The organism is Parabacteroides caecihominis, from assembly GCF_023656785.1.
Classification (GTDB): Bacteria; Bacteroidota; Bacteroidia; order Bacteroidales; family Tannerellaceae; genus Parabacteroides; species Parabacteroides segnis.
The window spans coordinates 15,160-38,487 of the sequence record NZ_JAMOKS010000008.1 but is presented as its reverse complement, the minus strand read 5'-3'; the positions used below and the strand labels follow the sequence as shown (position 1 = coordinate 38,487).

Below are 23,328 nucleotides of genomic sequence, written 5' to 3'. Positions count from 1 at the left end.
GCTACAGTGATACTTTTGCAACGCCCTCGTTAATTCTTTCTTTGTTTTCTTTTTATTCAGCAGGAGTGCCGCCGGAAGAGATCACTTTACTGCGTTCGATAGATTGCAATGCCAGATAATTGTCTCCGAACTTTTCCAGATTCTCGATTTCTGTTTCGAACTGGTCCAGATGACCTTCTTCTTCTACCACCAGGCCTTCGAATACTTTCTTTGTGGCTGAGTCTGCGTGTTGTGCACATTCGTTGGCCCATGCGTTGTAGTCATCTACGCTACCAGTTTCCATTTCTGCGGCTTTTTCAAGCATAGCTTTAACATCGTGGATCTTTTCTACCGGACCGGAACATTTCATTTCCACTTCACCTTTCAGGAACAAGATGCGTTCGGCGAGGCGTTCTACATGCATCATTTCTGTTATAGCCGTACGTTTGAAAAGGCTGGACAGAAGGTCGTATCCCATATCGTCCAAACGGAAATGGAAATACATGTACTGGTTAACAGCTGTCATTTCATCGGCTACTGCTTTGTTTAGCAGTTCAATACTTTTTTCTCTTTTAAGCATAATCGTTGAGTTTTAAATCTTGTTTTGTAAGACATCTTTATTCTAATGCCGTAAAGTTAACAGTTTCCATGATACAATGGAGGCGGCTTGTGATAATATTTTTTATCTTTGTCATAAATTCTATCAATTAAAACGAAATCTTATGACAAAAATACAGGAATATCTGGCTGCTCTGCCGGAAGATGAGAAAGCATTGTTTATCCCCGTGTTCGGAAGTGTAGATAAATTTTACACGGTGGTATATCTGATAATTCGCAATGAGCATGTGACGGACCAGGAAAAGCCGGAACGCTACGAAGACCGTTTGCAGGTGATTCGGCAGGTGAAAAATAAAGTGGAAGAGCTGGTTTCTTCTTATGGTTTGGACGGAAAAGAGATTGTGGCGGATATCGCCAGTGATTATTTTGAAGATTTTGTCAATTATAAAGAACCGGAACCGGACATAACGAATGAGGAATTTATAGCTATTATCCGGAAATTATAACAAACGGGAATAGTTCGTTTGTTGATACTTATACTTACACGATAATTCTAAACTTGAAATATATGAGAAGCCTAAATCTATGTGCCTTATTCCTGTTGTTGGGAATGAATTGTTTGAATGCACAGATTACTGTGGTGAGGGACAGCAAGCCTGTTTCCCGTATCTTGGTGGAAAAAGGGGAAGCGGTGGATAATCAGGCGGCCCTTTTATTACAGGATTTTGTGAAACGGATAAGCGGCGCCTCCTTGCCCGTAGTGAATGATAAATCGCCCCGGAAAGGAGATATCGTCATAGGTGGGAACGATGTATCCGGACTGACCGAAGACGGTTTTCGTCTGAAGACTGATAATGGCATTGTTTTTATCAGCAGTGGTGGTGATAAAGGAAATATCTATGGTGTAGTAACTTTGTTGGAAGATTATCTGGGAGTTGCTTATTATGGAGCAAACGCCTATACGTTAACAGAACGTTCTACTGTCGTTATTCCGGAATTGGACAGGGCGGAGAATCCGGCTTTCCGTTACCGCCAAAGCCAGTGTTACGCTTTGCGTGAAGACCCGGTTTATAAATTATGGTTCCGCTTCGAAGAACCTTCGGAAGTATTTGCCGGCGGCATGTGGGTACATACATTCGACCGTATCATGCCCTCCGATATATATGGAAAGTCTCATCCGGAATATTATTCCTTTATTAATGGTGAACGCCGTCCCGGAAAAGCCAGCCAATGGTGTCTGACTAATCCGGAAGTATTTGAATTGGCCTCGCAGAAGATTGATTCCATATTTAAGGCGAACCCAGGGAAGAATATGATTTCCGTCAGCCAAAACGATGGTAATTTTACTAACTGCAGTTGTCCGGACTGTAAAGCATTGGATGAACAGGAGGGAGGCCCTTCCGGCAGTCTGATTCATTTTCTGAACAAGTTGGCTGCCCGCTTCCCGGACAAAGAGTTTTCCACGCTGGCTTATCTGTATACGATGCATCCACCTAAGCATGTGAAGCCATTGCCGAATGTGAATATCATGCTGTGCGATATCGATTGCGACCGTGAAGTTCCTTTGACCGACAATGCTTCCGGACAGGATTTTATGAAAGCAATGAAAGGCTGGGCTGCTATTAGTAATAATATATTCGTGTGGGATTACGGGATTAATTTTGATAATTTTGTATCTCCGTTCCCCAATTTCCCGATCCTGCAAAAGAATATCCAATTGTTTAAAGAACATCATGCAACCATGCATTTTTCCCAGATAGGAGGTTCCAAAGGAGGTGATTTCCCGGAGATGCGTGCTTATATGGTTAGTAAGTTGATGTGGAATCCTTACCAGAATGCCGATTCGCTGATGCGTGCTTTCATGGATGGCTATTATGGGGCTGCCTCTCCTTATATTTATCAGTATGAGAAGTTGTTGGAGGGTGGTTTGCTTGCCAGCAAACAGCGTCTTTGGATATACGATTCACCGGTTACGCATAAAGACGGTATGTTGAATGCGAATTGCCGCAAGCGCTATAATGAGTTGTTCGATCAGGCGGAACAGGCAGTAGCCGGCGATCCCATCCTGTTGAAACGTGTGCAGCTGTCCCGTTTGCCGTTACAATATGCCGGACTTGAAATAGCACGCGCCGAAGGAAATCACGATTTGGAAGAAGTCAAAGCTAACCTGGCTTTATTTGAAGAACGTACGCGCGAATTTAATATACCGACCCTGAACGAACGGAATAATCCTCCGGCTGAATATTGCAAATTATATACCGAACGTTATCTGCCTGGTAAAGCAAAGAACTTGGCAAAAGGTGCGAAAGTGATCTGGCTTCAAGAGCCGTCCGGTAAATATAAAACGTTGGGAGAAACCGCCCTGACTGATGAACTGTTCGGTGGAACTACTTTTGTGGAAAGTTGGATCGGATGGGAGGGCATTGACGGTTCGTTTGTCCTTGATCTGGGTAAAGAGACGCCGGTCAGCTCGATAGAAAGCGATTTCCTTCACCAGTTGGGTGCCTGGATATTGCTTCCGAAGAAAGTGACCTATTCCACGTCGTCGGATAATAAAACCTATCAACCGTTTGGTGAAAAGAGTTTGGCGGAAGATCGTTCCGTACAAGTTAAATTCGTGGGTGTGAAGTGTGAAGCCCCTTCTCCCGTGACAACTCGTTACATAAAGGTCGAGATTGAAGGAATCAAGACCTGTCCTTCCTGGCATTATGGGGTAGGTTATCCAGCTTGGTTTTTCTTGGATGAAGTAACTGTTCAATAGGAAAAGACGGTCGGAATTGTGTGAAATAACTTTTTTTGTATGTGGTTTGTATAAGTATATGCTGAATAACAACTACTTTTGCAGTTCGCCCGGAAATGAAAGCCGGAAGAAGATAAAAGAGTAGTTGTTTTTCAGGAATATACGGTATATCGATGAGTTATTTTATAAAGTTGAGGAATTGGTTCACTTCCCAGGAACATTTGTTGTTCTTGTTTGCGTTGCTGTTTATTGTTCCTAATTGTGTGTTGTTCTTTACGGAACCTTTGCCTGTCACAGTTGGAATTGCATCTTTGATATTGCCTTATGCCTTTTGGGTCGGTCTGCTTTTGTTGGCACGCAAACCAGGTATCGTTGTTTGGTGCCTGTTACCGAAAGTTATATTGGACGGGGGACAGCTTGTGCTGCTTTATCTTTTTGGCGAATCGGTGATTGCGGTAGATATGTTTCTGAACCTGACCAGTTCGACCGCATCTGAAGCCAGCGAATTACTTGGAAATATATTTCTTGTCATTATAGGTGTCTTCTTCTTTTATACATTGCCAACTCTGCTGCTGGCTGTCTGGTCTGTCCGGATGAAAAAGAAGCTGACAAACTCTTTCCGAAAAAAATGGGCGGTAAGAAGTCTAGGTGTGTTTATACTGGGGATCATTCTTTGTATGTTAGCTCCGATACAAGGCCATATGGTTTCGCTGAAAAATGATTTCTATCCGGGAAATGCGCTTTACAACCTTTATTTTGCAATCAATAAAGCGGAAAAAAATAGTAATTATCATATTACCTCATCCGATTTTACCTTCCATGCGACAAAGAACGTGCAGACGGAGGGAAAACGTGAAATTTATGTGTTGGTGGTGGGAGAGACGTCTCGTGCGATGGAATGGAGTTTGTATGGCTATGAACGTAAAACGACTCCCCGGATGGAGAAACTGGATGGGTTGGTTCATTTTACCGATGTGGTTACCCAATCCAATAATACTCATAAGAGTGTGCCTATCATTTTGTCTGCCGCCAGTGCTGAAGATTATGGGGTGATTTATGATGAGAAAAGTATTGTGACTGCCTTTAAGGAAGCCGGTTTTCATACGGTTGTAATTGCGAACCAGAATCTGAGCACGTCGATGATCGGTTCGTTTTACCGGGAAGCGGATACATTTATAGATATGAGCCAGTTTAAACCGAAGTCTGCTTATCTGACTTCTTTGCATGACGGTGAATTGCTCCCTTATTTGCAGAAAGAAGTGGATAAGACGGATGGTAATTTGTTTTTTGTGATTCATACTTATGGTTCGCATTTCAACTATCATGAACGTTATCCGAAAGATTTTGCATTTTATACCCCGGATAAAGCGGAAGGAATTCGTGCCTCTTATAAGAAGCAACTGCGTAATTCTTATGATAATTCGATACATTATACCGATTATGTGCTAGGTGAGATTGCGGATATGATGAAAAAAACGGACGCTTGCGTGTCGATGCTTTATCTGAGCGATCACGGGGAAGATATTTTTGACGATGCCCGTGCCCGTTATTTGCATGCGTCTCCAATCCCGACTTATTATCAGTTACATATACCTTATATTATCTGGTTTTCGGAGGCTTACCGGACTACTTATCCGGAGAAATACCAGACGGCAATGACTCATCAGACTCTCCCGATCAGCACGAATAGTGTGTTCCATACCGTATTGGACCTGGCAGGAATACATACGGCAGTTTCCGATTCTACCCTGGCCGTTTCCAATCCGGCTTTTACGGTGCGCGACCGCATGTATCTCGGCGATCATGACGAACCGGTTCCTTTCTGGAAAGTCGGATTGAAGAATGCCGACTTCGAGATGTTGGACAAATGGGGAATTGTTTACGACAAAGATTGATATTTTGATAGAAACTTCTACCTTTGTTTTATGGCAGAACAAAGTGGACACATCACTCTCAAGGTTATTTTAGGTTATCTGTTGTTGGTTGCAATAGCAGTATGTTCTGTCGTATATATCTACCAAATCATCGAGCAGGTTGCCGGTGAGGAAGAACCGGACAGTAAAGCCCGTCAGAAAGTTTATCTCGTAACCAATACATTGTCTTTGCTTTATGAAAGCGAGGCGTTGGGGCAATTGGTCGGTATGCCGCAGAATAATGTGAATCATTTTAACCGGACGCTGAATAAGGCTCACAGCAATATGGACTCCCTGCGTGTCCTGATAACCGACTCCGTTCAGTTGCTAAAGATTGATACGATCGATATGCTTTTGAGGCAGAAACGACTGAATACCCGCCGTCTGCTTGAAACCTGGAAAGAAACGAATACGGAGCATCTTTATACGATTAATATCGAAAAGGTGATTGCCGAACAAGATACGTTTATCGAACAGAAGGAAATAAAAGAACATGTTGTAGTCAAGCAGGATACGATCCTTTCTCAAAAGAAACCCCGTGGCTTTTTCCGCCGTTTGGCAGATGCTTTCTCACCCAGCCGTGAAGACACGAGCATCATTGTCAATACGACCCGCCAGATAGTGACAGACACTTTGGTGAATGTATTCAATCCGGCGGATACCATCGCCAGTGTGTTGAAAAACTTGCAGGACAGTGTTGCAGGGCAGCGTAAATTGTTGGCTGATCAGTTGCTGGAACGTGCTGCCAATCTGCGTTATAATAATAGTATAGTTACCCGTAAGATTAACCAGATTTTGCGCGATATCGAAGAGGAGGAAGTGAATGCTTCGCTGGAACGTATGCAGAACAAACAGAAGATTCTGCGTGAGACTTCCTTGCTGATTGCCGGCATTGCTATTGTTTCTGTTATTATCGTGATTATTTTTATCTTCATGATCACTCGTGATATTTCGAAAAGTAAATATTACAGAATGCAGCTGGAAAAGGCGAAACAATATGCCGAAGACCTGTTGCATAGCCGTGAGAAAATGATGCTGACAATCAGTCATGATATAAGGGCTCCGCTTTCGTCGATCATCGGGTATATAGACCTTTTGCTGCGGAGGCATCCGGATGAAAGGCAACAATATTACCTGGATAATATGTCCGGTTCGGCCAGCCATATCTTGTCTTTGGTCAATGACTTGTTGGATTTCCACCGTCTTGAATCCGGAAAAATGGAGATACAGCGGGTTGCTTTCAGTGTATCGGCTCTATTCAATGAGATATTTACCAGTTTCAGACCGATAGCCGAATCGAAAGATCTGACTTTTGTCTTGAATCTGAAAGAAGAAGGAACGGAAAAGTTATATATCGGTGATCCGATTCGTATCCGTCAGATAGTGGGGAATTTATTGTCGAATGCCCTTAAATTTACCCGTGAAGGACGGGTTGTCATGGTGGTGTCTATCAATGCTCTGGCAGACAACAGTGCACTGCTGAATGTCTTGGTGAGCGATTCCGGTCCGGGTATTCCGCCGGAAGAACAGGAACGTATATTCGGTGAATTTACCCGTCTTTCAGCAACAGAAAAGGCGGAAGGGTTTGGACTGGGCCTATCCATAACCCGGAAGATGACGGTTTTGATGGGAGGAAACCTCTCTTTAAAGAGTGTCGTGGGGCAAGGTTGTGATTTCACAATAGAGCTGCCGCTTACAGTAGCCGATGTGCAGGTGCTTCCTGCTGCGGAAGAGGAAGCCGTGTCTGAACCGGAGCTACCTTCTTTTGCTGGTCGCGATGTATACTGTCTCCTGGTTGATGACGATCCGCTACAACTCGCTCTTACGGAAGAATATTTGCGACAGAACCATGTGGAGGTGAGTAGCTGCACTGACCCCTTCTCTGTTGTTACTTTGTTGCAGAAGACCTCTTTCGATGCTGTCATTACGGATATACAGATGCCGGGAATGGATGGTTATCAATTACTGGAAAGCATACGTAATTCCGGTATTCCGGGAACAGAGAATCTTCCGGTTATAGCCCTTTCCGCCAGCGTGGAGAACGAGCATGACCATTATCTGAAATCCGGTTTCACAGGATTTTTGAATAAGCCTTTTACGGCCCGGCAGTTGATTACCCTGTTAAATAAACTCTTGTCAACAGAACTGGTTGTTACCTCTGATTTCAACTTTGATTCGCTGACAGCCTTTGCTGGTGAGGACAAGGAAGCCTCCGCATCCATCCTGAAAACATTTGTGGAAGAGACAACCAAAAGCAATGCCTTACTCGAAGGTACATTGCAGGATGACGACCGGGAACAATCTGCAAAGATATCTCATAAGATGGTACCGCTGTTTACCATGCTTGGTGCTACCTCATTGGTAGAGAAATTGAGAGTTATCGAAAAGAATGCTACCATTTTACCTGTGGAGGAATGGAAATCGCTGCTTTCGGAAGTAATCGCAGAAGTGAAAAAAATCATCAAACAGGCAATGACCGTTTCGAAGTAAACGGTAGTGGAATAATTCTGTGGAATATCTTTGTGGAATTTTTCCCCAGTTGGGTATCTGTTTTCCCCGTTTTTTTGTCTTTATCTCTCCGTTGTCTAAAACATTTTATCTTCCTTTTCTGTTAAGTAGTAAGAGTTTATGATACATACGAAGACCTTTTGCAGATTCTGGCACGGTATTCGCTTTCATATTTACAGAATCGTAAGTGGACGTTTCTACATTTAAACCGTTTAAAACAAAGAAAGATTATTTCTGAGTATTCTATTTAAGTCTGCGAAACAAAAAAGGCATCTGTTGGGGATGCTTTTTTTGTTTCGTTTCGTTTGTTTGCCTACCTTTGTGCCCATTATTAAAAAAGACCAATTTACACCATGGAACACGAAATGCAACTTAAGTCGGCACGCCTTGAAGTAGTTGATGCGTTAAGAGGTTTTGCCGTTATGGCGATTATGTTTTTGCATAATATCGAGCATTTTAATTTCTACGAATTTCCGGAAACGGCTTCTGCTTTTGTCAGAAGTCTGGATAAGAATGTATGGGATACGTTGTTTTTCCTTTTTGCCGGAAAGGCTTATGCGATTTTCTCGCTGTTGTTCGGATTCAGTTTTTTTATCCAGCATAATAATCAGGCAAAGAAGGGGAAAGATTTCCGGTTGCGTTTTCTGTGGCGGTTGTTCCTGCTTTTCCTGATTGGTTGTTTCAACGGTGCTTTCTTTCCGGGGGATATTCTGGTGCTTTATGCAATTGTCGGGGTCGTACTGATTCTGGTTTGCAGGTGGAGTGATAAGGCTGTGCTCATCACGGCTGTAATCCTGATGCTTCAACCGCTGGAGTGGGGAAAGTTCTTCTATGCTTTAAATAATCCGGAGTATGTTGCTGCTCCGGGACAATGGTTGGTGCATCATAAAAATATGTATCCTTATTTAAGTCAGCCGGATTTTTTGGCGATGGTGAAGTCGAACCTTTGGGACGGACAACTTTTCAGCCTGTTATGGGGATGGGGGCATGGACGTTTCTTCCAGACTGCTTCTTTGTTTTTACTGGGTATGTTGTTAGGACGTTGCCGGTATTTCGCGAATCTGGCAGAAAACCGCCGGTTCTGGCTTCGCACGTTGTTGGTGGGGGTGGTTTGTTTTATTCCGTTATATTATCTGACGGCGGCTTTACCCGATCTGCTGATGAATAAAAGTATGCTTGTTCCGATGAATACGATTATTTCGTCTTTCCGTAATTTCGCATTTATGTGTGTGCTGGTAGCCGGTTTTGTTTTCTTTTGGCAGCAGGTTTCCGGCCATAAGATACTGGGCGGTTTAGTGCCTTATGGAAAAATGAGTTTGACTAATTACCTGACACAGTCTATTGTAGGTACATTTATTTATTTCGGCTATGGCTTAGGACTCTATAAGTATCTGGGAGTTACGGCTAGTTTTGGAGTCGGCATCCTGTTGTTTATCCTTCAGCTGGGGTTCTGCCATTGGTGGTTAAAGAATCATAAACAGGGGCCGTTCGAAGGAGCCTGGCGTAAAGCTACCTGGATTTTTTCCTGATTTTCCGTTAAAATATATATCTTTGTCAGAGGTTTTAATCTAATAAAGTATATGCCGTCAATTCTTATAGTAGAAGATGATATAACTTTCTCTTTGATGCTTACTACCTGGTTGGGTAAAAAAGGTTTCGAAGTGAAAGCACTGAGTTCTGTTTCAGATGCAAAACGTCAGATTGAAAGTGTTCCTTACGATCTGATATTGTCGGACTTGCGTTTGCCGGATGGTGACGGGATCGACTTATTGAAATGGGTCAAAGAGAAATATGCCTCTTTACCGTTGGTCATGATGACGAGTTATGCGGAAATACAGACAGCTGTACAGGCAATAAAACTGGGTGCATCTGATTATATAGCCAAGCCTTTGAACCCGGAAGAGTTATTAGGGAAAATACGTGAATTGGTTAAGACGGCTCCTTCCGAACATCCGGTATCTAAGCCGTCGGAAGCCAGTACTTATATTGAAGGGCAAAGTCCTGCCGCCCGTCAGTTGTTCGACCACGTCCGCTTGGTTGCCCCGACGGATATGTCGGTACTGATCACCGGGGCGAGCGGTACGGGGAAGGAATATATAGCCCGCCGTATCCATGAGCAGAGTAATCGCAGTAAGGCTCCGTTTATCGCAGTCGACTGTGGAGCGATCCCTAAAGATCTGGCGGCATCTGAGTTTTTCGGTCATGTGAAAGGTTCGTTTACCGGGGCGATAGATAATAAGACCGGTGCTTTTGTGGCTGCTCACGGAGGAACGATTTTTCTGGACGAGATCGGTAACCTTACCTACGAAGTGCAGGTACAACTTCTTCGTGCTTTGCAGGAACGTAAAGTGAAGCCGATCGGTACAAATGAAGAGATTGCTATCAATGTCCGGTTGATCTCTGCCACAAACGAGAATCTGCGGACAGCCATCGATAAAGGTGATTTCCGTGAGGATCTTTATCATCGTATCAATGAGTTTACTGTCCGTATCCCGGATTTGAAAGAGCGGAAGGAAGACTTATTGCTTTTTGCGAATAATTTCCTCGATCAGGCGAATGCCGAGCTCCAGAAAGATATTATCGGTTTTGATAACGAGACGATCCGTCTTTTCCAGTCTTATTCATGGCCGGGTAACCTGCGTCAGATGAAGAATGTCATCAAATATGCCACCCTTCTGGCAACCGGCCGGTACATCACCCGTCGTGAACTCCCCGAAGAGTTGACAGAAGCCCCGGAAAAAGACACTCGCATCCTCTTGAAAGACGAAACCCATGAATGCGAACTCATCAAACGCGCTCTCCAGGAATCCGGCAACAACAAAACCCGTGCCGCCCAACTATTGGGAATCGACCGGAAAACGCTTTATAATAAACTGAAGCTTTATAATTTGGATTAGTTGAAATAAAATATTTATTTAATAAAAATCTTAGTATGATAACCGAGCAGAATCTCGTTAACATGCGGCAATGCTATAAACCTATTCTTCTCGGATTTTCTAGATACTGTTTAGAAAATTCGCAGACACTGTTTGCGGATTTTTGTTTTTTACTTAGTTGATCTCATTATCTGAAATTAATGTGTATATCATATTTAGTTATACATCAATATATACCCATTCAAATAGGTTGCAAATAACAACCATATTACGTATGGTATGAAAAGTATTGAGCTGGCTTTGTTTACCTGATAACTCTTCAATGTGTAATTGATAACGAAGATGTCGAGCAACAGGATATTGATAAATCCGATAAGCGGGTTCTGGATATAAAAGAAACTGATGCTCCAGGTGAAATTGAAAAATAGCTGAAAGATAAATGCTTTGATGAAGAACCTTCTTCGCTCTATGGTCGAGTTGATAAGTAGTCCGATGGATAATCCCATGCATACATAGATAATACTCCACGCAATCGGGAAAACAATATTCGGAGGAGTTACCGCCGGTTTGATAAGGGTTGGATACCAGTTCTTTATTGCGTCAGCCTGGAAATAGCTGGCGGAAAACCCTACAAGGAAACAAACTAGGATAGGGATAATAATATTCAATGCTTTTCTCATGATTTTTCGTTTTTCTTATTGAATAACAATAGGAACTTCGCTCTTGTTGTCTGAAAGTAGAAAGTTTTTGTGATATATGATATGGATGGGATATCTACTCTGTTTTCTGCTGCTCCTGAAAATTAAAGGGTGAACTCTTTATTTTAAGTTAAAATATTAGCTGTTAATACTCTTTGGTATAGTATTTTGTTTATTTTTGTGTTTCGAAGGATTTGTATAATCTTAGTCTCTTTGGAATATGAATATAGAAGTGTTATCCGGAATCGCCCCGAGGCTATATGAATTAGTAGCTCCACTAGTTATGAGTTGCAGCGTTTTGCGACAGAATAATAATTATCCTTTCAAAACATCAAAACATTATTTATGGTTTGTCGCTATGGAAAGAGACACGGTGATAGGGTTTATACCCGTTGAAATCAAAAGTACCTGTGTCGTTATTAATAACTATTATGTGAAAGGAGAGGACAACGCGGTATTGGCATCCCTGATCGATGCTGTTTTGGAACATTTCAAAAATATTTCGGTTGTCCGGGCCGTTGCCCATACCCGGCATAAAGAGCTCTTTGCTTCAGCTCATTTTTTCGTAACTCAAGAATGGAAACTATATAATAAAATGGAGTATAGATGTGATGATGAGAGAGAAGCTCAATGTGTACGAAGCAGTACAAGTTCGGTTGGATAAGATATTTTCCGACTTCGACAACGTATACGTCTCCTTTTCCGGAGGTAAAGACAGTGGTGTTTTGCTGAATTTATGTATTGACTACATACGCGAACATCGCCTGAAACGGAAACTGGGAGTCTTTCACATGGACTATGAGGTACAGTACCGGGAAACCACTTCCTATGTAGATCGTGTATTGTCTTCCAATTCCGATATCCTGGAGGTCTACCGGGTGTGCGTCCCTTTTAAGGTTCCTACATGTACTTCGATGTTCCAGAACTACTGGCGCCCGTGGGACAGGGAGTTGCAGGATTTATGGGTGAATAAGATGCCCGAAAACTCGCTTTGTGTGGAGGACTTCTCGTTTTATGATGAGAATATGTGGGATTACCAGTTTCAGTTAAAGTTTGCGGAATGGTTGCATGAAAAAAAGGATGCCGGACGCACCTGTTGCCTGATAGGAATACGGACACAGGAAAGTTTCAACAGATGGCGGGCTATCCATATAAAGAATAAAGTGCAGACTTACCGCCGGCTGAAATGGGTTCACCAGCTGGCACCACGTATATATAATGCTTATCCTATATTCGATTGGAAAACAAAAGATATATGGATTGCCAACGGCAGGTTCGGTTGGGATTATAATCACTTGTACGATTTGTTTTACCAGGCAGGAGTCCCGTTAGAAATGCAGAGAGTGGCAAGCCCTTTTATCTCCCAGGCCATAGCCAGCCTGAAATTATACCGGGCAATAGACCCGGATATGTGGGGGAAGATGATCGGGCGTGTTAACGGAGTCGGTTTCGCCGGGTTGTATGGCGGCACTTCCGCACTGGGATGGCAGTCTGTCAAATTGCCGCAGGGAATGACCTGGAAGTCCTATATGGAATTTCTATTGGGAACTTTGCCGGAGAAGACACGGGAAGGATATTTACAGAAACTCTCCGTCAGCATAAAATTCTGGCGTGAAAAAGGTGGTTGCCTGGCAGAAAGTACCATCGAGAAGCTGATACAGGCAGGAATCCCGATACGGGTTGAAGGCCGTACAAATTACAAGACGATAAAGAAACCGGTTCGGATGGAATATCTGGATGATATCGATATTCCGGAATTCCGCGAACTCCCAACCTATAAGCGTGTCTGTATCTGCATATTGAAGAATGACTACTATTGTAAATATATGGGCTTCTCACTGAATATTCATGAGAGGAAACAAAAGGAAGACATATTAAAACTTTATAACTCTGAATTATATGGAGGAATATACTAGTCCAGTGTACAAGGTAAGGGCTGTCCCTGTGGAAAAGGTGGTAGCCAACAGCTATAACCCCAATGTCGTAGCGCCCCCGGAAATGAAACTGCTGGAAGTCTCTATCTGGGAAGACGGATTTACTTCCCCGTGTGTATGCTACTATATTCCGGAGGAAGACATCTATGAACTGGTCGACGGCTATCACCGCTATATGGTGATGAAGACATCAAAACGTATCTATGAGCGTGAACGCGGCTTGCTCCCCGTCACTGTCATCGAAAAAGACCTCTCCAACAGAATGGCTTCGACCATCCGTCATAACAGGGCACGTGGCACCCACAATATTGAATTAATGAGCCATATCGTCTCCGAGCTCTCCAAATGCGGCATGTCTGATGCCTGGATACAACGTAATATCGGTATGGACAGAGATGAAATATTGCGTTTGAAACAAATATCAGGTTTGGCGGAATTATTCTCTAATAAGGAGTTTAGCTTGTCGGAAGAGTAATAGTTATATGGTTTTAAGGCTTTTAGGATGATGGAATGGTGTTTATAGTAGAGTTTTTGCATATTTGATAATTACTATGTATCTTTGCCGCATGTTAAACAAACTATTTAAATCGGATTTGGTGTAGTAAACAATCTGTATTCCTTGTACAGGTTGTCCTTTTGTTTATTCTCGGGTAATTCTATCCGGGCATAATTCCTATTGTATTAATTCAATTTTAATCAGTGTATAATGATGACGGCATTGTTATGCTTTCACGGGTATACTATATACATAAAGAAATGAGTAACGAAAATAAAACAATTCACGAATTCGATTTTAATTTAATCTGCGAATACTTTTTAAATACAGAACGTCAGGGGCCCGGAAGTCCTGAAGTGACTCTTAAAGCATTGGGCTTTATAGACAACCTTACCGATCAATCCCTTATCGCCGATTTGGGTTGTGGTACAGGAGGCCAGACATTGGTATTGGCACAGCATGCACCGGGACATATTACCGGTCTTGACTTTTTTCCGGGATTCATCGACAGGTTCAACAGTAATGCCAGAGGGCTGAATCTCCAGGATAGAGTGAAGGGAATCGTCGGTTCGATGGACAACCTTCCTTTCGGAGAGGGAGAGTTAGACCTGATCTGGTCGGAAGGTGCCATTTATAATATAGGCTTTGAACGCGGACTGAACGAATGGCGCAAATATCTGAAAACAGGAGGATATATCGCCGTTTCTGAAAGTGCCTGGTTTACTGAAGAACGTCCGGCAGAGATTCATGATTTCTGGATGGAAGCTTATCCGCAAATAGATACGATACCCAATCAGGTTGCCCTGATACAAAAGGCCGGGTATCTTCCTGTCGCTTCTTTTATTTTACCTGAAACTTGCTGGACAGACCATTATTTTGCACCGTTGGTTAAAGCCCGGGAAAAGTTTCTGGCCAAATATCCGGGAAATAAAACTGCCGAAGAACTTGTCGCGATGTCACATCACGAAGAGGAGTTATACCGCAAGTATAAAGGGTTTTACGGCTATGTATTTTATATCGCTAAAAAGATAACGCTATGATTCGTTTAAATATGTATGGTTGGAATGACCGGTTGAACCAACTAAAACAAGAATCGGCATATAATACATTGTCTCACGGACGGATAGCCATCGTGCATCGTACCTGTTACGAGGTTGTATCCGAAAGCGGACTGTACCAATGCGAGTTGACGGGAAATATGATGTATGGGAAATCTGACTTTGAACTGCCCTGTACAGGCGATTGGGTATTGTTTCAACCATTCGACGATAGCAAAGGCATTATCGTCGGTATGTTACCTCGTGAACGGACTTTATACCGCAAGAGAAATGGAACGGTAGCCGGAAAACAGGCAATTGCTTCGTATGTTGACAAGGCGTTTATCGTGCAGAGTCTCGATGATAATTTCAATATGCGCAGGGTGGAACGTTTCATGGTTCAGATATTGGAAGAAAACATCCATCCTGTATTGATACTCAATAAGGCTGATTTGCCTTTTGATAAACAGGAGACAGAGGAAGCAATCAGGCACCTTACCTGTAGGATGCCGGTGTTCTTCACAAGTATCCATCACCCTGAAACGGTCTCCCGGTTACGGGATTCCATATCGGAAGGCGAAACGGTTGTCTTTGTCGGTTCTTCGGGAGTAGGGAAGAGTTCTCTTGTTAATGCGCTTTGTGAAAGGTCGGTGCTGCAGACGTCGGATATAAGTCAGTCCACCGGAAAAGGACGGCATACTTCCACCCGGCGAGAAATGGTCTTGATGGACAGTTCTGGTGTTTTAATCGACACTCCGGGTATCCGTGAGTTTGGATTGACTGTAGATAATCCCGATTCATTAGCCGAAATGCTGGAAATCTCCAACTATGCAGAATCGTGCCGTTTCAAGGATTGTACACATACCAATGAACCCGGTTGTGCTGTTCTGGAAGCAGTTGCAGAAGGTTCGCTGGACATCAAAGTGTATGAAAGCTATCTGAAACTAAAGCGTGAAGCCTGGCATTTCTCCGCTTCCGAGCATGAAAAACGTAAAAAGGAAAAATCCTTTACAAAGCTCGTGGAAGAGGTGAAGAGGCGCAAGGCTGATTCCTGATTTTATATTTATGGTGCAGGTGTCTTCGGATTCCTGCACCGTATTATATTTGAATCGTCCATTTTGATAACAGTAGACACGATATTCATCACATTTCGTTTAGTCGACATTAGTTCCAAAAAGTTCTTCCTGATTTATATCTAATGGCATTCCGCAACTTTGGCAATATCTCTTTTCTATTTCCAACTCCATAATTAACTATTCGAATTATATAATGCAAATATAGAGAAGATATATCCAAAGAGGTTGTCTTGTGTTGCTGTCATATTGTGAATTAGTATCTTTTTTGAGATAATTACTTTAGAATAGGATAAGTTTTATTCTGCCAATAAAATGATAAGTGTGCATTTTTGTTTTGTGTATAAAACAAAAATAGACTTTCTGGCGAGTGGAAAAGTCTTACTTGTTATATCAACGGATGCAACAACTATTTGCATAAGACGTACAGTGGATAACCAATTAACCTATTCTTTTTTTTGTAAATGCCGATCTTTATTGCGTACTTTGCGTAAAAGGTATTACTTCAATCAGATGAATTATGGCAAAGCTTTATCCTATCGGTATACAGAATTTTGAGAGTCTTCGTCAGGACGGATATATCTATGTTGACAAAACAGAGCTGATTTATCAATTAGTGAAAACTGGACGCTATTATTTTCTGAGTCGTCCACGCCGTTTTGGGAAAAGCTTGCTTATTTCTACCTTGGAAGCTTATTTTCTGGGGAAAAAGGAGTTATTTGAAGGGTTGGCTATCGAAAAGCTGGAAAAAGATTGGTTGGAATATCCTGTACTTCACTTAGATTTGAATGCTGAAAAATTCGATAGTCCTGAACGTCTCGATGCTTTGTTAAGCAATCAGTTGACACAGTGGGAAGATCTTTATGGCCGTGGAAAAGATGAAACAACACTTTCGCTTCGCTTTAAAGGAGTAATCCGAAGGGCAGCCAAACAGACCGGGCAACGTGTTGTAATTTTGATTGACGAATACGATAAGCCAATGTTACAGGCATTGGATAATGATGAACTGCAAGAGATATATCGTGATACTTTGAAAGCTTTTTATGGTGTGATGAAGAGTATGGACGGGGATATCAAGTTTGCTTTCTTAACAGGGGTAACCAAGTTTGGGAAAGTGAGTGTGTTCAGCGATCTGAATAATTTGGACGATATTTCGATGAAAGGACCTTTTGCTTCTATTTGCGGCATTACAGAAGAGGAATTGCACGAATATTTTGATGAAGATATTAAAGCGCTTGCTTCATCTCTTTCCTTAACAAATGAAGAAGCTTGTACTGAATTAAAAGGATGTTATGACGGTTATCATTTTGTGCCGAATGGTCCCGGTATGTATAATCCTTTCAGTTTACTTAATACCTTCAAGTATTTGCAGTTTGGTAGTTACTGGTTTGAAACAGGTACACCAACCTATCTGGTAAAATTGTTAAAACACTCTCATTATAACTTGTATAACATGGCGCATACGGAAACGGATGCCGATGTCTTGAATAGCATTGACTCCACATCTGTTAATCCAATACCCGTGATTTATCAGAGTGGATATCTGACAATCAAAGGATATGATCGTGAATTTGGTATTTATCGTCTGGGATTTCCTAATCGTGAAGTGGAGGAGGGCTTTATGAAATATTTGCTTCCTTTCTATGCCAATACGGATAAAGTCGATTCTTCTTTCCATATTCAGAAGTTTGTTCGTGAGATACGTTCCGGTGATTATGATTCCTTCTTCCGCCGTCTGCAAAGTTTTTTTGCCGATACTCCTTATGAGTTGGTTCGTGATTTGGAGTTACATTATCAGAATGTCCTGTTTATTGTGTTCAAATTGATTGGTTTCTATGTAAAAGCAGAATACCATACTTCGGAAGGCCGTATCGACCTGGTATTGCAAACGGATCGTTTTATTTACTTGATGGAATTCAAACTGAATGGAACAGCAGACGAGGCTCTACGCCAGATCAATGAAAAAGGCTATGCGCTTCCTTTTGCATCCGATCCCCGCCAATTATTTAAGATAGGAGTGAATTTTAGTGCAAAGACTCGCAATATAGAGGAGTGGAAAGTAGAGTAATGATTAATAAGGCATTATCTGTGTGAGTAGATTTAGTTATAAAGTTCACTATATTACTGTAAAATCCTATGAATACATCTTTTTTGATAAAGAAGGACAAAATCCCAACCCTTTTATAAAAAAAACTATTCTTTTTGTTAAATTAGTATTATTATTTTTATAACTGTTGTACATATTTTTTCTATCTTGCATCAAAATTGGAATATTATAAAATGAGCAATTTAATAGAAGATAATCTCTTGCAGTTAAGTGTACAAGATATATACTCAACTCTAGTGGCTTTAAATCAAAATAGTGATGATATATATTGTTATGAATATCATGATAGTATAAAATCTTTATGTCATCATGATAATGTGAAAGCTAAAGAACTTTTTTATTCCATCATTGAGGGGAAAATATTTACAGGTCTTTTGGTTGATATTTCGGTATTGATACTATTAGAAATAGCAGAGAGTGATTTTGAATGGGCATATAAGGAAGCAAGGTTTACAATAGAAATTAATAGAGAGATTTCGATTCGAGTATTATCTTACTTAAAATATAGTTCTGGAATACAACTAGAGGAGGCCTTTTCCTATGTAGAAAGTAAAGGAGATATCTTTATTTTGAAAGATTATATATTATTTTATTCTCAAATTTTGAATAACCTTTATTGTAGTGAAAAGCAACAAAATAAGTGCTTTCAATACTTTGTGTCAATACTTAATTCGCATTCAGATGAAAAAGTGGAACGAGAAATATTTTTTAGTTTAGCATCTTTATCAGGATATGAGCAAGAGAGATTTGATTTATATATCAATCATTTTATAAGTAAAGATTTTGCAATAGAGCAGATGGATAAATACTTTTGTAGATTTAAAAGTATTCATTACATTTTTGATCTAATTATTTCACTATCTTGTTTTATTAGGGATAAAGGAGAAAAACCTGATATACATATATTTGCTCAATCTTTATGTTCTTTTCAAAGAAAAAACGAAGAAGAAACAAATAATGGGATATTATGGATGCTTACACAGAATGACCCCGAAATACGAATGGATGCAGTACATCTAATAATTGACAGTCAATACAATATAAATAACTTAAATTTAACTGTCCTGAATGAATTAGAGCAACTTAGAGCTCTTGAAGTATTGTTGTGGAATTGGCTTGCTGATTATAAGAAAAGACTAAAGTTAGTATTACAGCTATGGAACTCTTCGTATAAAAATGTTATTACATATTTGCAGCAATGTTTATCTTATTATGTTAGTTATTGCTATTATGGTTCATTATATGAAGATATAAAAAACTATGGCGTGTCAGATTTTTTTTTAGAACCTATAAATAATAGCTTAAAAGAGCAAAAGGCTATTATTGCAGAAAAAGAAAAGATAAATGAACTTAATTCTTGTGTGAATGATAGCAAAATGAGAAAACTATATTTTAAATTAGAAGGGGAGGAGCACTCAAAATTATTACAACATAGCAATGAAGATCTTTTTTTTAAGCTCATACATACAGTACAGATAGTTAGAGGTACAGGATGGCAAATAGGCCAGAAAGATATCTCCCTTTTGGGGAAAGTATCAACATCAATGACAGTTAATATGCAAGTCTATCGTTTCCCATATCTTATAGAAAGATATTATAATAAATTTATAAGTCGATTTTGATAATGAATATTAAATCAATTATTATATCAGATTATTTAAGTTCCTTAAAGGAAGATAGTGAACTTGATGTTATATTTCCATTACTTCTTGAGGCAATGGGGTTTTCTGTTTTGTCCAAACCTAAAGAAACAAAAGGTTATCAGCAATATGGAAAAGATATTATTGCTGTAGGTATAGATGAAGATGGAATAAAAAAGCGATTTTATTTTGAATTAAAAGGAGGTGAAGATAGAAATATTAATTCACATGTGTTTAATAAACAAGATGGTATTGTTGAATCACTTCGTGAAGCTAAGTATGTTGATTATTCTTTTTCTAATAAACGCTATGAAAATCTGCCTCTTAAGGTTGTTGTCGTTCACAATGGAGAACTAAAATCAGATGTGCAACAATTATTTAATGAATTTTTGGATAAAGAAATTAGACAGTCAGGTAAGGTTGAAGCAGAACGATGGGGGTTATCTGAACTTACACAATTGTTTGATAAGTTTTTGTTTGGACCATATTTGTTGACTGATGAAAAACAGGTTCAACTTTTCAATAAAGTAATTATTAACTTGAATGCATATGAAAATGAAGTTAATAGTGATTTTGAAAATTTGTTAGATTCTATATTGCAAAAATCAATAAAATGTTTTACAAAATATAACAGAAAGAATATACTAGTATTCCAGACTATAAAATTAATTAGTTTTATTATATATTCTGAATCTGAATTTACTTATAACAATTTACTTATTGCAAAAAAATATTTGACATGTTTAGTTATGAAATTTTGGTATTGGATACTAAAAAATAAATTGGATATTCCTAATAAATACTCAAAACATATAAATGAAATAATAGGTTTCTATATTTTTGTTATTAGTAAATATTTAGAGAAACTATCTAAATTTTCGCTTGTTTATGGTGGATTTTATTATGAAAAAGGTGGTCGCTATGAATCGATTGGATACAATATTCGAACATTTGATTATATAGACTATTTAATAGCTCTTTTAGGAGACTCTACTGATAGCATAAAGGAATATACTAAATATATTACTAATGTGATTACAGCAAATCCTGTTTTGTATTCTCCCATACTAGATATACAAGTTAATACAATAGTTCTAATACTAAATCTTTATATAAAAGCTAACGATTTTGTAAATGCTAAATTCTATTTGAAAGAAGTCTTAATTTATCTCCAATGGATAAAGTGTCATTTTGATTATTTACCAGATGCTAATAACGATATTGAAAATGTAATTAAATTAAAAGTAACAGGTAAAAAACCTATATATTATAGTGATTCTACTTCTCCAATGTTAGCAATTCTACTTGAATATACAGCTATTTTAGATATGGAAGAGGAATATATAATTATTAGAGATCTTGTTATTGAGAAAAATATAGATTTAGGTCTATTTATTCCATATTATAGCATAAAAGAAGATTTTCTTGCAGATAAGGAGAATGATTTAGAAGAACAACTTTTTTCTAAAAGGTTCTTTAATGATGGTTTTCAAAAAACAATAATGCTTAAAAATTTGGATGAAAAAAAACTTACATTTGAAGAATATAAACAATTTATATTAGTTCAAAAAGAGGAATTTGTCTATGAATATCGAACAAAGAAAGCTGGGTATGGTTTTTTAATAGATATTGCTCATATCTATTTTAGAACTCCTTTTTTTCCTGATAAGTGGAGGTGTAATATTGATTAAATGATTATAAACACTATGATGACTGTCAAAAAAATATGGATTTACTTTTTTGACTTAAAAATATTTTATAATTTTGTTTCAAAATAGGAGAGTATTTCTGAACAGAGCTTTTACTATCGTGGACAATTTCTTGACTTATGCTACATGGTGCATAAGGATGACCGTTCTGATTAGACAAGAGTTTGGGAGGAATTCCTCTAGTAATAGAGAGCCTGATACCAATATGTCTAAGAAGGTAACGAGTAATTCTTTCTTTGGTTTCATACTTGTTAAGAAATTAATGATGTGAACTATTTGCAAAGATACGGATATTATTCTATCTATAAGGGGTGAGGTTTTTATATGACCTTGGACAGTTCACCTTGTAAAGCTATTAAAGACCCCGAGTAAGAATACTCTCCTTTTCTTTAAATTTATGGACAAAAAAGGAAATTGGTTCAAAATAAAAAAATATAGTCATATTGGACAACCTTTATCTTATAGCCAAAAGCATGATGTTGAATCATACATAAGAAATAAAGATAAGGTTGCTCAACATGCTTTCTTCCCTCTGATTCGAAGAGTAATGAAGAAGTATCGATATGTCTCTAAAGGTGATACTCAACATAAAGTAAAAAGAGCAAAATGTCGTTTTATATCTTATGCAACACATTTGGATTCTGCAATATATTCTTTTTACGCCCAACAAATTTCAAATTACTATGAACAGTTTCTTGTTCAAAATAATTTAGCAGATAATATTATCGCCTATCGAACTTTATCATGTAAAGATAGAAAAGGGAATAAGTGTAATATAGATTATGCTAAAGAGGTATTTTGTTTTATAAATGAGAAACTTGTTTTTGAAGATGTTGCTGTTATTGTTTTTGATATTAAAGGTTTCTTTGATAACTTGGATCATAAATTGCTTAAGTATTCATGGAAAAAGATATGTCAATTGGATTCTATGGATGCAGCAAGCTATGCGATCTATAAGAATATTATAAAATACTCATATGTAGAAGAAAATAAATTATTTGATTTATTCAAAGATAAGATTATTTGTCAAACTCCAACCGGTATAAGATCAAAGAAGATAAAGAAAAAAAAATATTTGCGTGATAAAAAAGCTATTGCTTTTTGTGAAAGAGTCGATATTGGTATTATTAGGGAAGCCAATTTAATACGGAAAGGTAATTTTGATTATGAAAATCAGAGATATACTCATAGAGGGATTCCGCAAGGATTACCCATAAGTGCTGTTTTAGCAAATATTTATATGAACTATTTTGACAAAAATATATCTGAAGATATAGCGACATTTGGTGGTTTATATAGACGATATTCTGATGATATAATAATTGTATGCCCTATAAAGTATGGTGTCTTTTGGAAAAATTATATAATTGATCAAATACAATCTGTCAAACTAACAATAGAAGAAAGAAAAACAAATTTGTTTAATTTTAGGAAGTTGGAGAATGGATTAAATATTTGTGAACATGAGAATTTGGGAACTAATAAACAACTTGAATATTTAGGCTTTTCTTATGATGGAAATAGAATATTAATCAAAAATAGTGGATTAGGAGCATACTATTATAAGATGCAGAGAAATACAGAAAGATGTATATATTTTTCTATTCATAATCATAATAAAAAAAATAGAGGTAAACTTTTTGAAAATAAGTTAGTATACCGATTTACAAAATTAGGTTCTCGAAAACATCGTATATTTGTCCGATCAAAATCAAAGCCTTATTATTTTTATGATTCGAAGAGGAGATCTTTAGGTAATTATTGGAGTTATGTTAATAAATCTGCTAAAATAATGAATAGCCCAAATATTCTATCACAATTGAGGAGAAATAAAGCCAAATTGAAATTAAAGATATTAGCTGCTAGGTCTATTTTACCTGATGTTATCTGTAGGCGCGAACGTGATACATTAATTAAGTATGGACGTTTGTTCTAATTTTAAACAACAATGACATTTTTCGTGTTCTTCTTTCTATATTTACTATATGTTGTAATATTAAATGTGTTAGTGAATAAAAGAAATGAACCCTATGAAGTCATGAAATAACAAATTGTATTCG

Annotated in this window: 18 protein-coding genes; 15 read left to right on the top strand and 3 right to left on the bottom strand. The window is 38.8% G+C overall.

Annotation, left to right across the window (positions count from 1 at the left end):
• Window positions 1–52: 52 nt before the first annotated feature.
• Window positions 53–559 (bottom strand): bacterioferritin, encoded by a 507-nt coding sequence (locus NBH14_RS08085; RefSeq protein ID WP_128135282.1) that lies wholly within the window; start codon window positions 557–559, stop codon window positions 53–55.
• A 142-nt stretch (window positions 560–701) separates the two neighbouring features.
• On the opposite strand from NBH14_RS08085, the gene NBH14_RS08080 reads away from it, so the two are divergent.
• The 6 genes from NBH14_RS08080 (at window position 702) to NBH14_RS08055 (ending at window position 10,595) form a co-directional block, all read left to right on the top strand.
• Entirely contained in the window at window positions 702–1,043 is a 342-nt protein-coding gene (locus NBH14_RS08080; protein WP_128135283.1) for a hypothetical protein, read from the top strand.
• 62 nt (window positions 1,044–1,105) lie between these two features.
• Window positions 1,106–3,298 (top strand): glycoside hydrolase family 20 protein, encoded by a 2,193-nt coding sequence (locus NBH14_RS08075; protein ID WP_186960703.1) that lies wholly within the window; start codon window positions 1,106–1,108, stop codon window positions 3,296–3,298.
• A gap of 152 nt (window positions 3,299–3,450) precedes the next feature.
• Window positions 3,451–5,172, top strand: coding sequence for a phosphoethanolamine transferase family protein (locus NBH14_RS08070; RefSeq protein ID WP_186960702.1), 1,722 nt, complete (start codon window positions 3,451–3,453; stop codon window positions 5,170–5,172).
• A 30-nt stretch (window positions 5,173–5,202) separates the two neighbouring features.
• Complete coding sequence (locus NBH14_RS08065; RefSeq protein WP_186960701.1) at window positions 5,203–7,680, top strand: hybrid sensor histidine kinase/response regulator; 2,478 nt, start codon at window positions 5,203–5,205, stop codon at window positions 7,678–7,680.
• A 371-nt stretch (window positions 7,681–8,051) separates the two neighbouring features.
• Window positions 8,052–9,227 carry a DUF418 domain-containing protein gene (locus NBH14_RS08060; protein ID WP_186960700.1) on the top strand — a complete coding sequence of 392 codons (1,176 nt, stop codon included), beginning with the start codon at window positions 8,052–8,054 and terminating at the stop codon, window positions 9,225–9,227.
• A 51-nt stretch (window positions 9,228–9,278) separates the two neighbouring features.
• On the top strand, window positions 9,279–10,595 hold the full coding sequence (locus tag NBH14_RS08055) for a sigma-54-dependent transcriptional regulator (RefSeq protein WP_186960699.1): 1,317 nt from the start codon (window positions 9,279–9,281) through the stop codon (window positions 10,593–10,595).
• 194 nt (window positions 10,596–10,789) lie between these two features.
• Here the strand turns inward: NBH14_RS08055 and NBH14_RS08050 are convergent, their stop codons facing one another.
• Complete coding sequence (locus tag NBH14_RS08050) at window positions 10,790–11,254, bottom strand: TspO/MBR family protein (protein ID WP_186960698.1); 465 nt, start codon at window positions 11,252–11,254, stop codon at window positions 10,790–10,792.
• A gap of 376 nt (window positions 11,255–11,630) precedes the next feature.
• Between NBH14_RS08050 and NBH14_RS08045 the strand changes: the two genes are divergently transcribed.
• From NBH14_RS08045 to rsgA, 5 genes are all read left to right on the top strand, one after another.
• Entirely contained in the window at window positions 11,631–11,936 is a 306-nt protein-coding gene (locus NBH14_RS08045; protein ID WP_232430092.1) for a hypothetical protein, read from the top strand.
• Entirely contained in the window at window positions 11,884–13,188 is a 1,305-nt protein-coding gene (locus NBH14_RS08040; protein WP_186960697.1) for a DUF3440 domain-containing protein, read from the top strand. The genes NBH14_RS08045 and NBH14_RS08040 overlap by 53 nt, the downstream gene beginning before the upstream one ends.
• A complete protein-coding gene (locus NBH14_RS08035) occupies window positions 13,172–13,681 on the top strand; it encodes an IbrB-like domain-containing protein (RefSeq protein WP_007659314.1) in 510 nt (169 codons plus the stop codon). The genes NBH14_RS08040 and NBH14_RS08035 overlap by 17 nt, the downstream gene beginning before the upstream one ends.
• Before the next feature lie 281 nt (window positions 13,682–13,962).
• Complete coding sequence (locus tag NBH14_RS08030) at window positions 13,963–14,742, top strand: class I SAM-dependent methyltransferase (RefSeq protein WP_186960696.1); 780 nt, start codon at window positions 13,963–13,965, stop codon at window positions 14,740–14,742.
• Complete coding sequence (gene rsgA, locus NBH14_RS08025; protein ID WP_186960695.1) at window positions 14,739–15,794, top strand: ribosome small subunit-dependent GTPase A; 1,056 nt, start codon at window positions 14,739–14,741, stop codon at window positions 15,792–15,794. The genes NBH14_RS08030 and rsgA overlap by 4 nt, the downstream gene beginning before the upstream one ends.
• Before the next feature lie 99 nt (window positions 15,795–15,893).
• Here rsgA and NBH14_RS28780 read toward each other — a convergent pair whose 3' ends face one another.
• Window positions 15,894–15,986 carry a zinc ribbon domain-containing protein gene (locus tag NBH14_RS28780; protein WP_186960694.1) on the bottom strand — a complete coding sequence of 31 codons (93 nt, stop codon included), beginning with the start codon at window positions 15,984–15,986 and terminating at the stop codon, window positions 15,894–15,896.
• A gap of 346 nt (window positions 15,987–16,332) precedes the next feature.
• Here NBH14_RS28780 and NBH14_RS08020 point away from each other — a divergent pair, with 346 nt between their 5' ends.
• From NBH14_RS08020 to NBH14_RS08005, 4 genes are all read left to right on the top strand, one after another.
• On the top strand, window positions 16,333–17,880 hold the full coding sequence (locus NBH14_RS08020; RefSeq protein WP_186960693.1) for a PD-(D/E)XK nuclease domain-containing ATP-binding protein: 1,548 nt from the start codon (window positions 16,333–16,335) through the stop codon (window positions 17,878–17,880).
• Between the two features lie 212 nt (window positions 17,881–18,092).
• Window positions 18,093–19,541 carry a hypothetical protein gene (locus NBH14_RS08015; protein ID WP_186960692.1) on the top strand — a complete coding sequence of 483 codons (1,449 nt, stop codon included), beginning with the start codon at window positions 18,093–18,095 and terminating at the stop codon, window positions 19,539–19,541.
• A 2-nt stretch (window positions 19,542–19,543) separates the two neighbouring features.
• Window positions 19,544–21,250, top strand: coding sequence for a hypothetical protein (locus NBH14_RS08010; RefSeq protein WP_186960691.1), 1,707 nt, complete (start codon window positions 19,544–19,546; stop codon window positions 21,248–21,250).
• 415 nt (window positions 21,251–21,665) lie between these two features.
• Window positions 21,666–23,204, top strand: a complete 1,539-nt coding sequence (locus tag NBH14_RS08005; protein ID WP_186960690.1) for a reverse transcriptase domain-containing protein — start codon at window positions 21,666–21,668, stop codon at window positions 23,202–23,204.
• The last annotated feature ends 124 nt before the right edge of the window (window positions 23,205–23,328 follow it).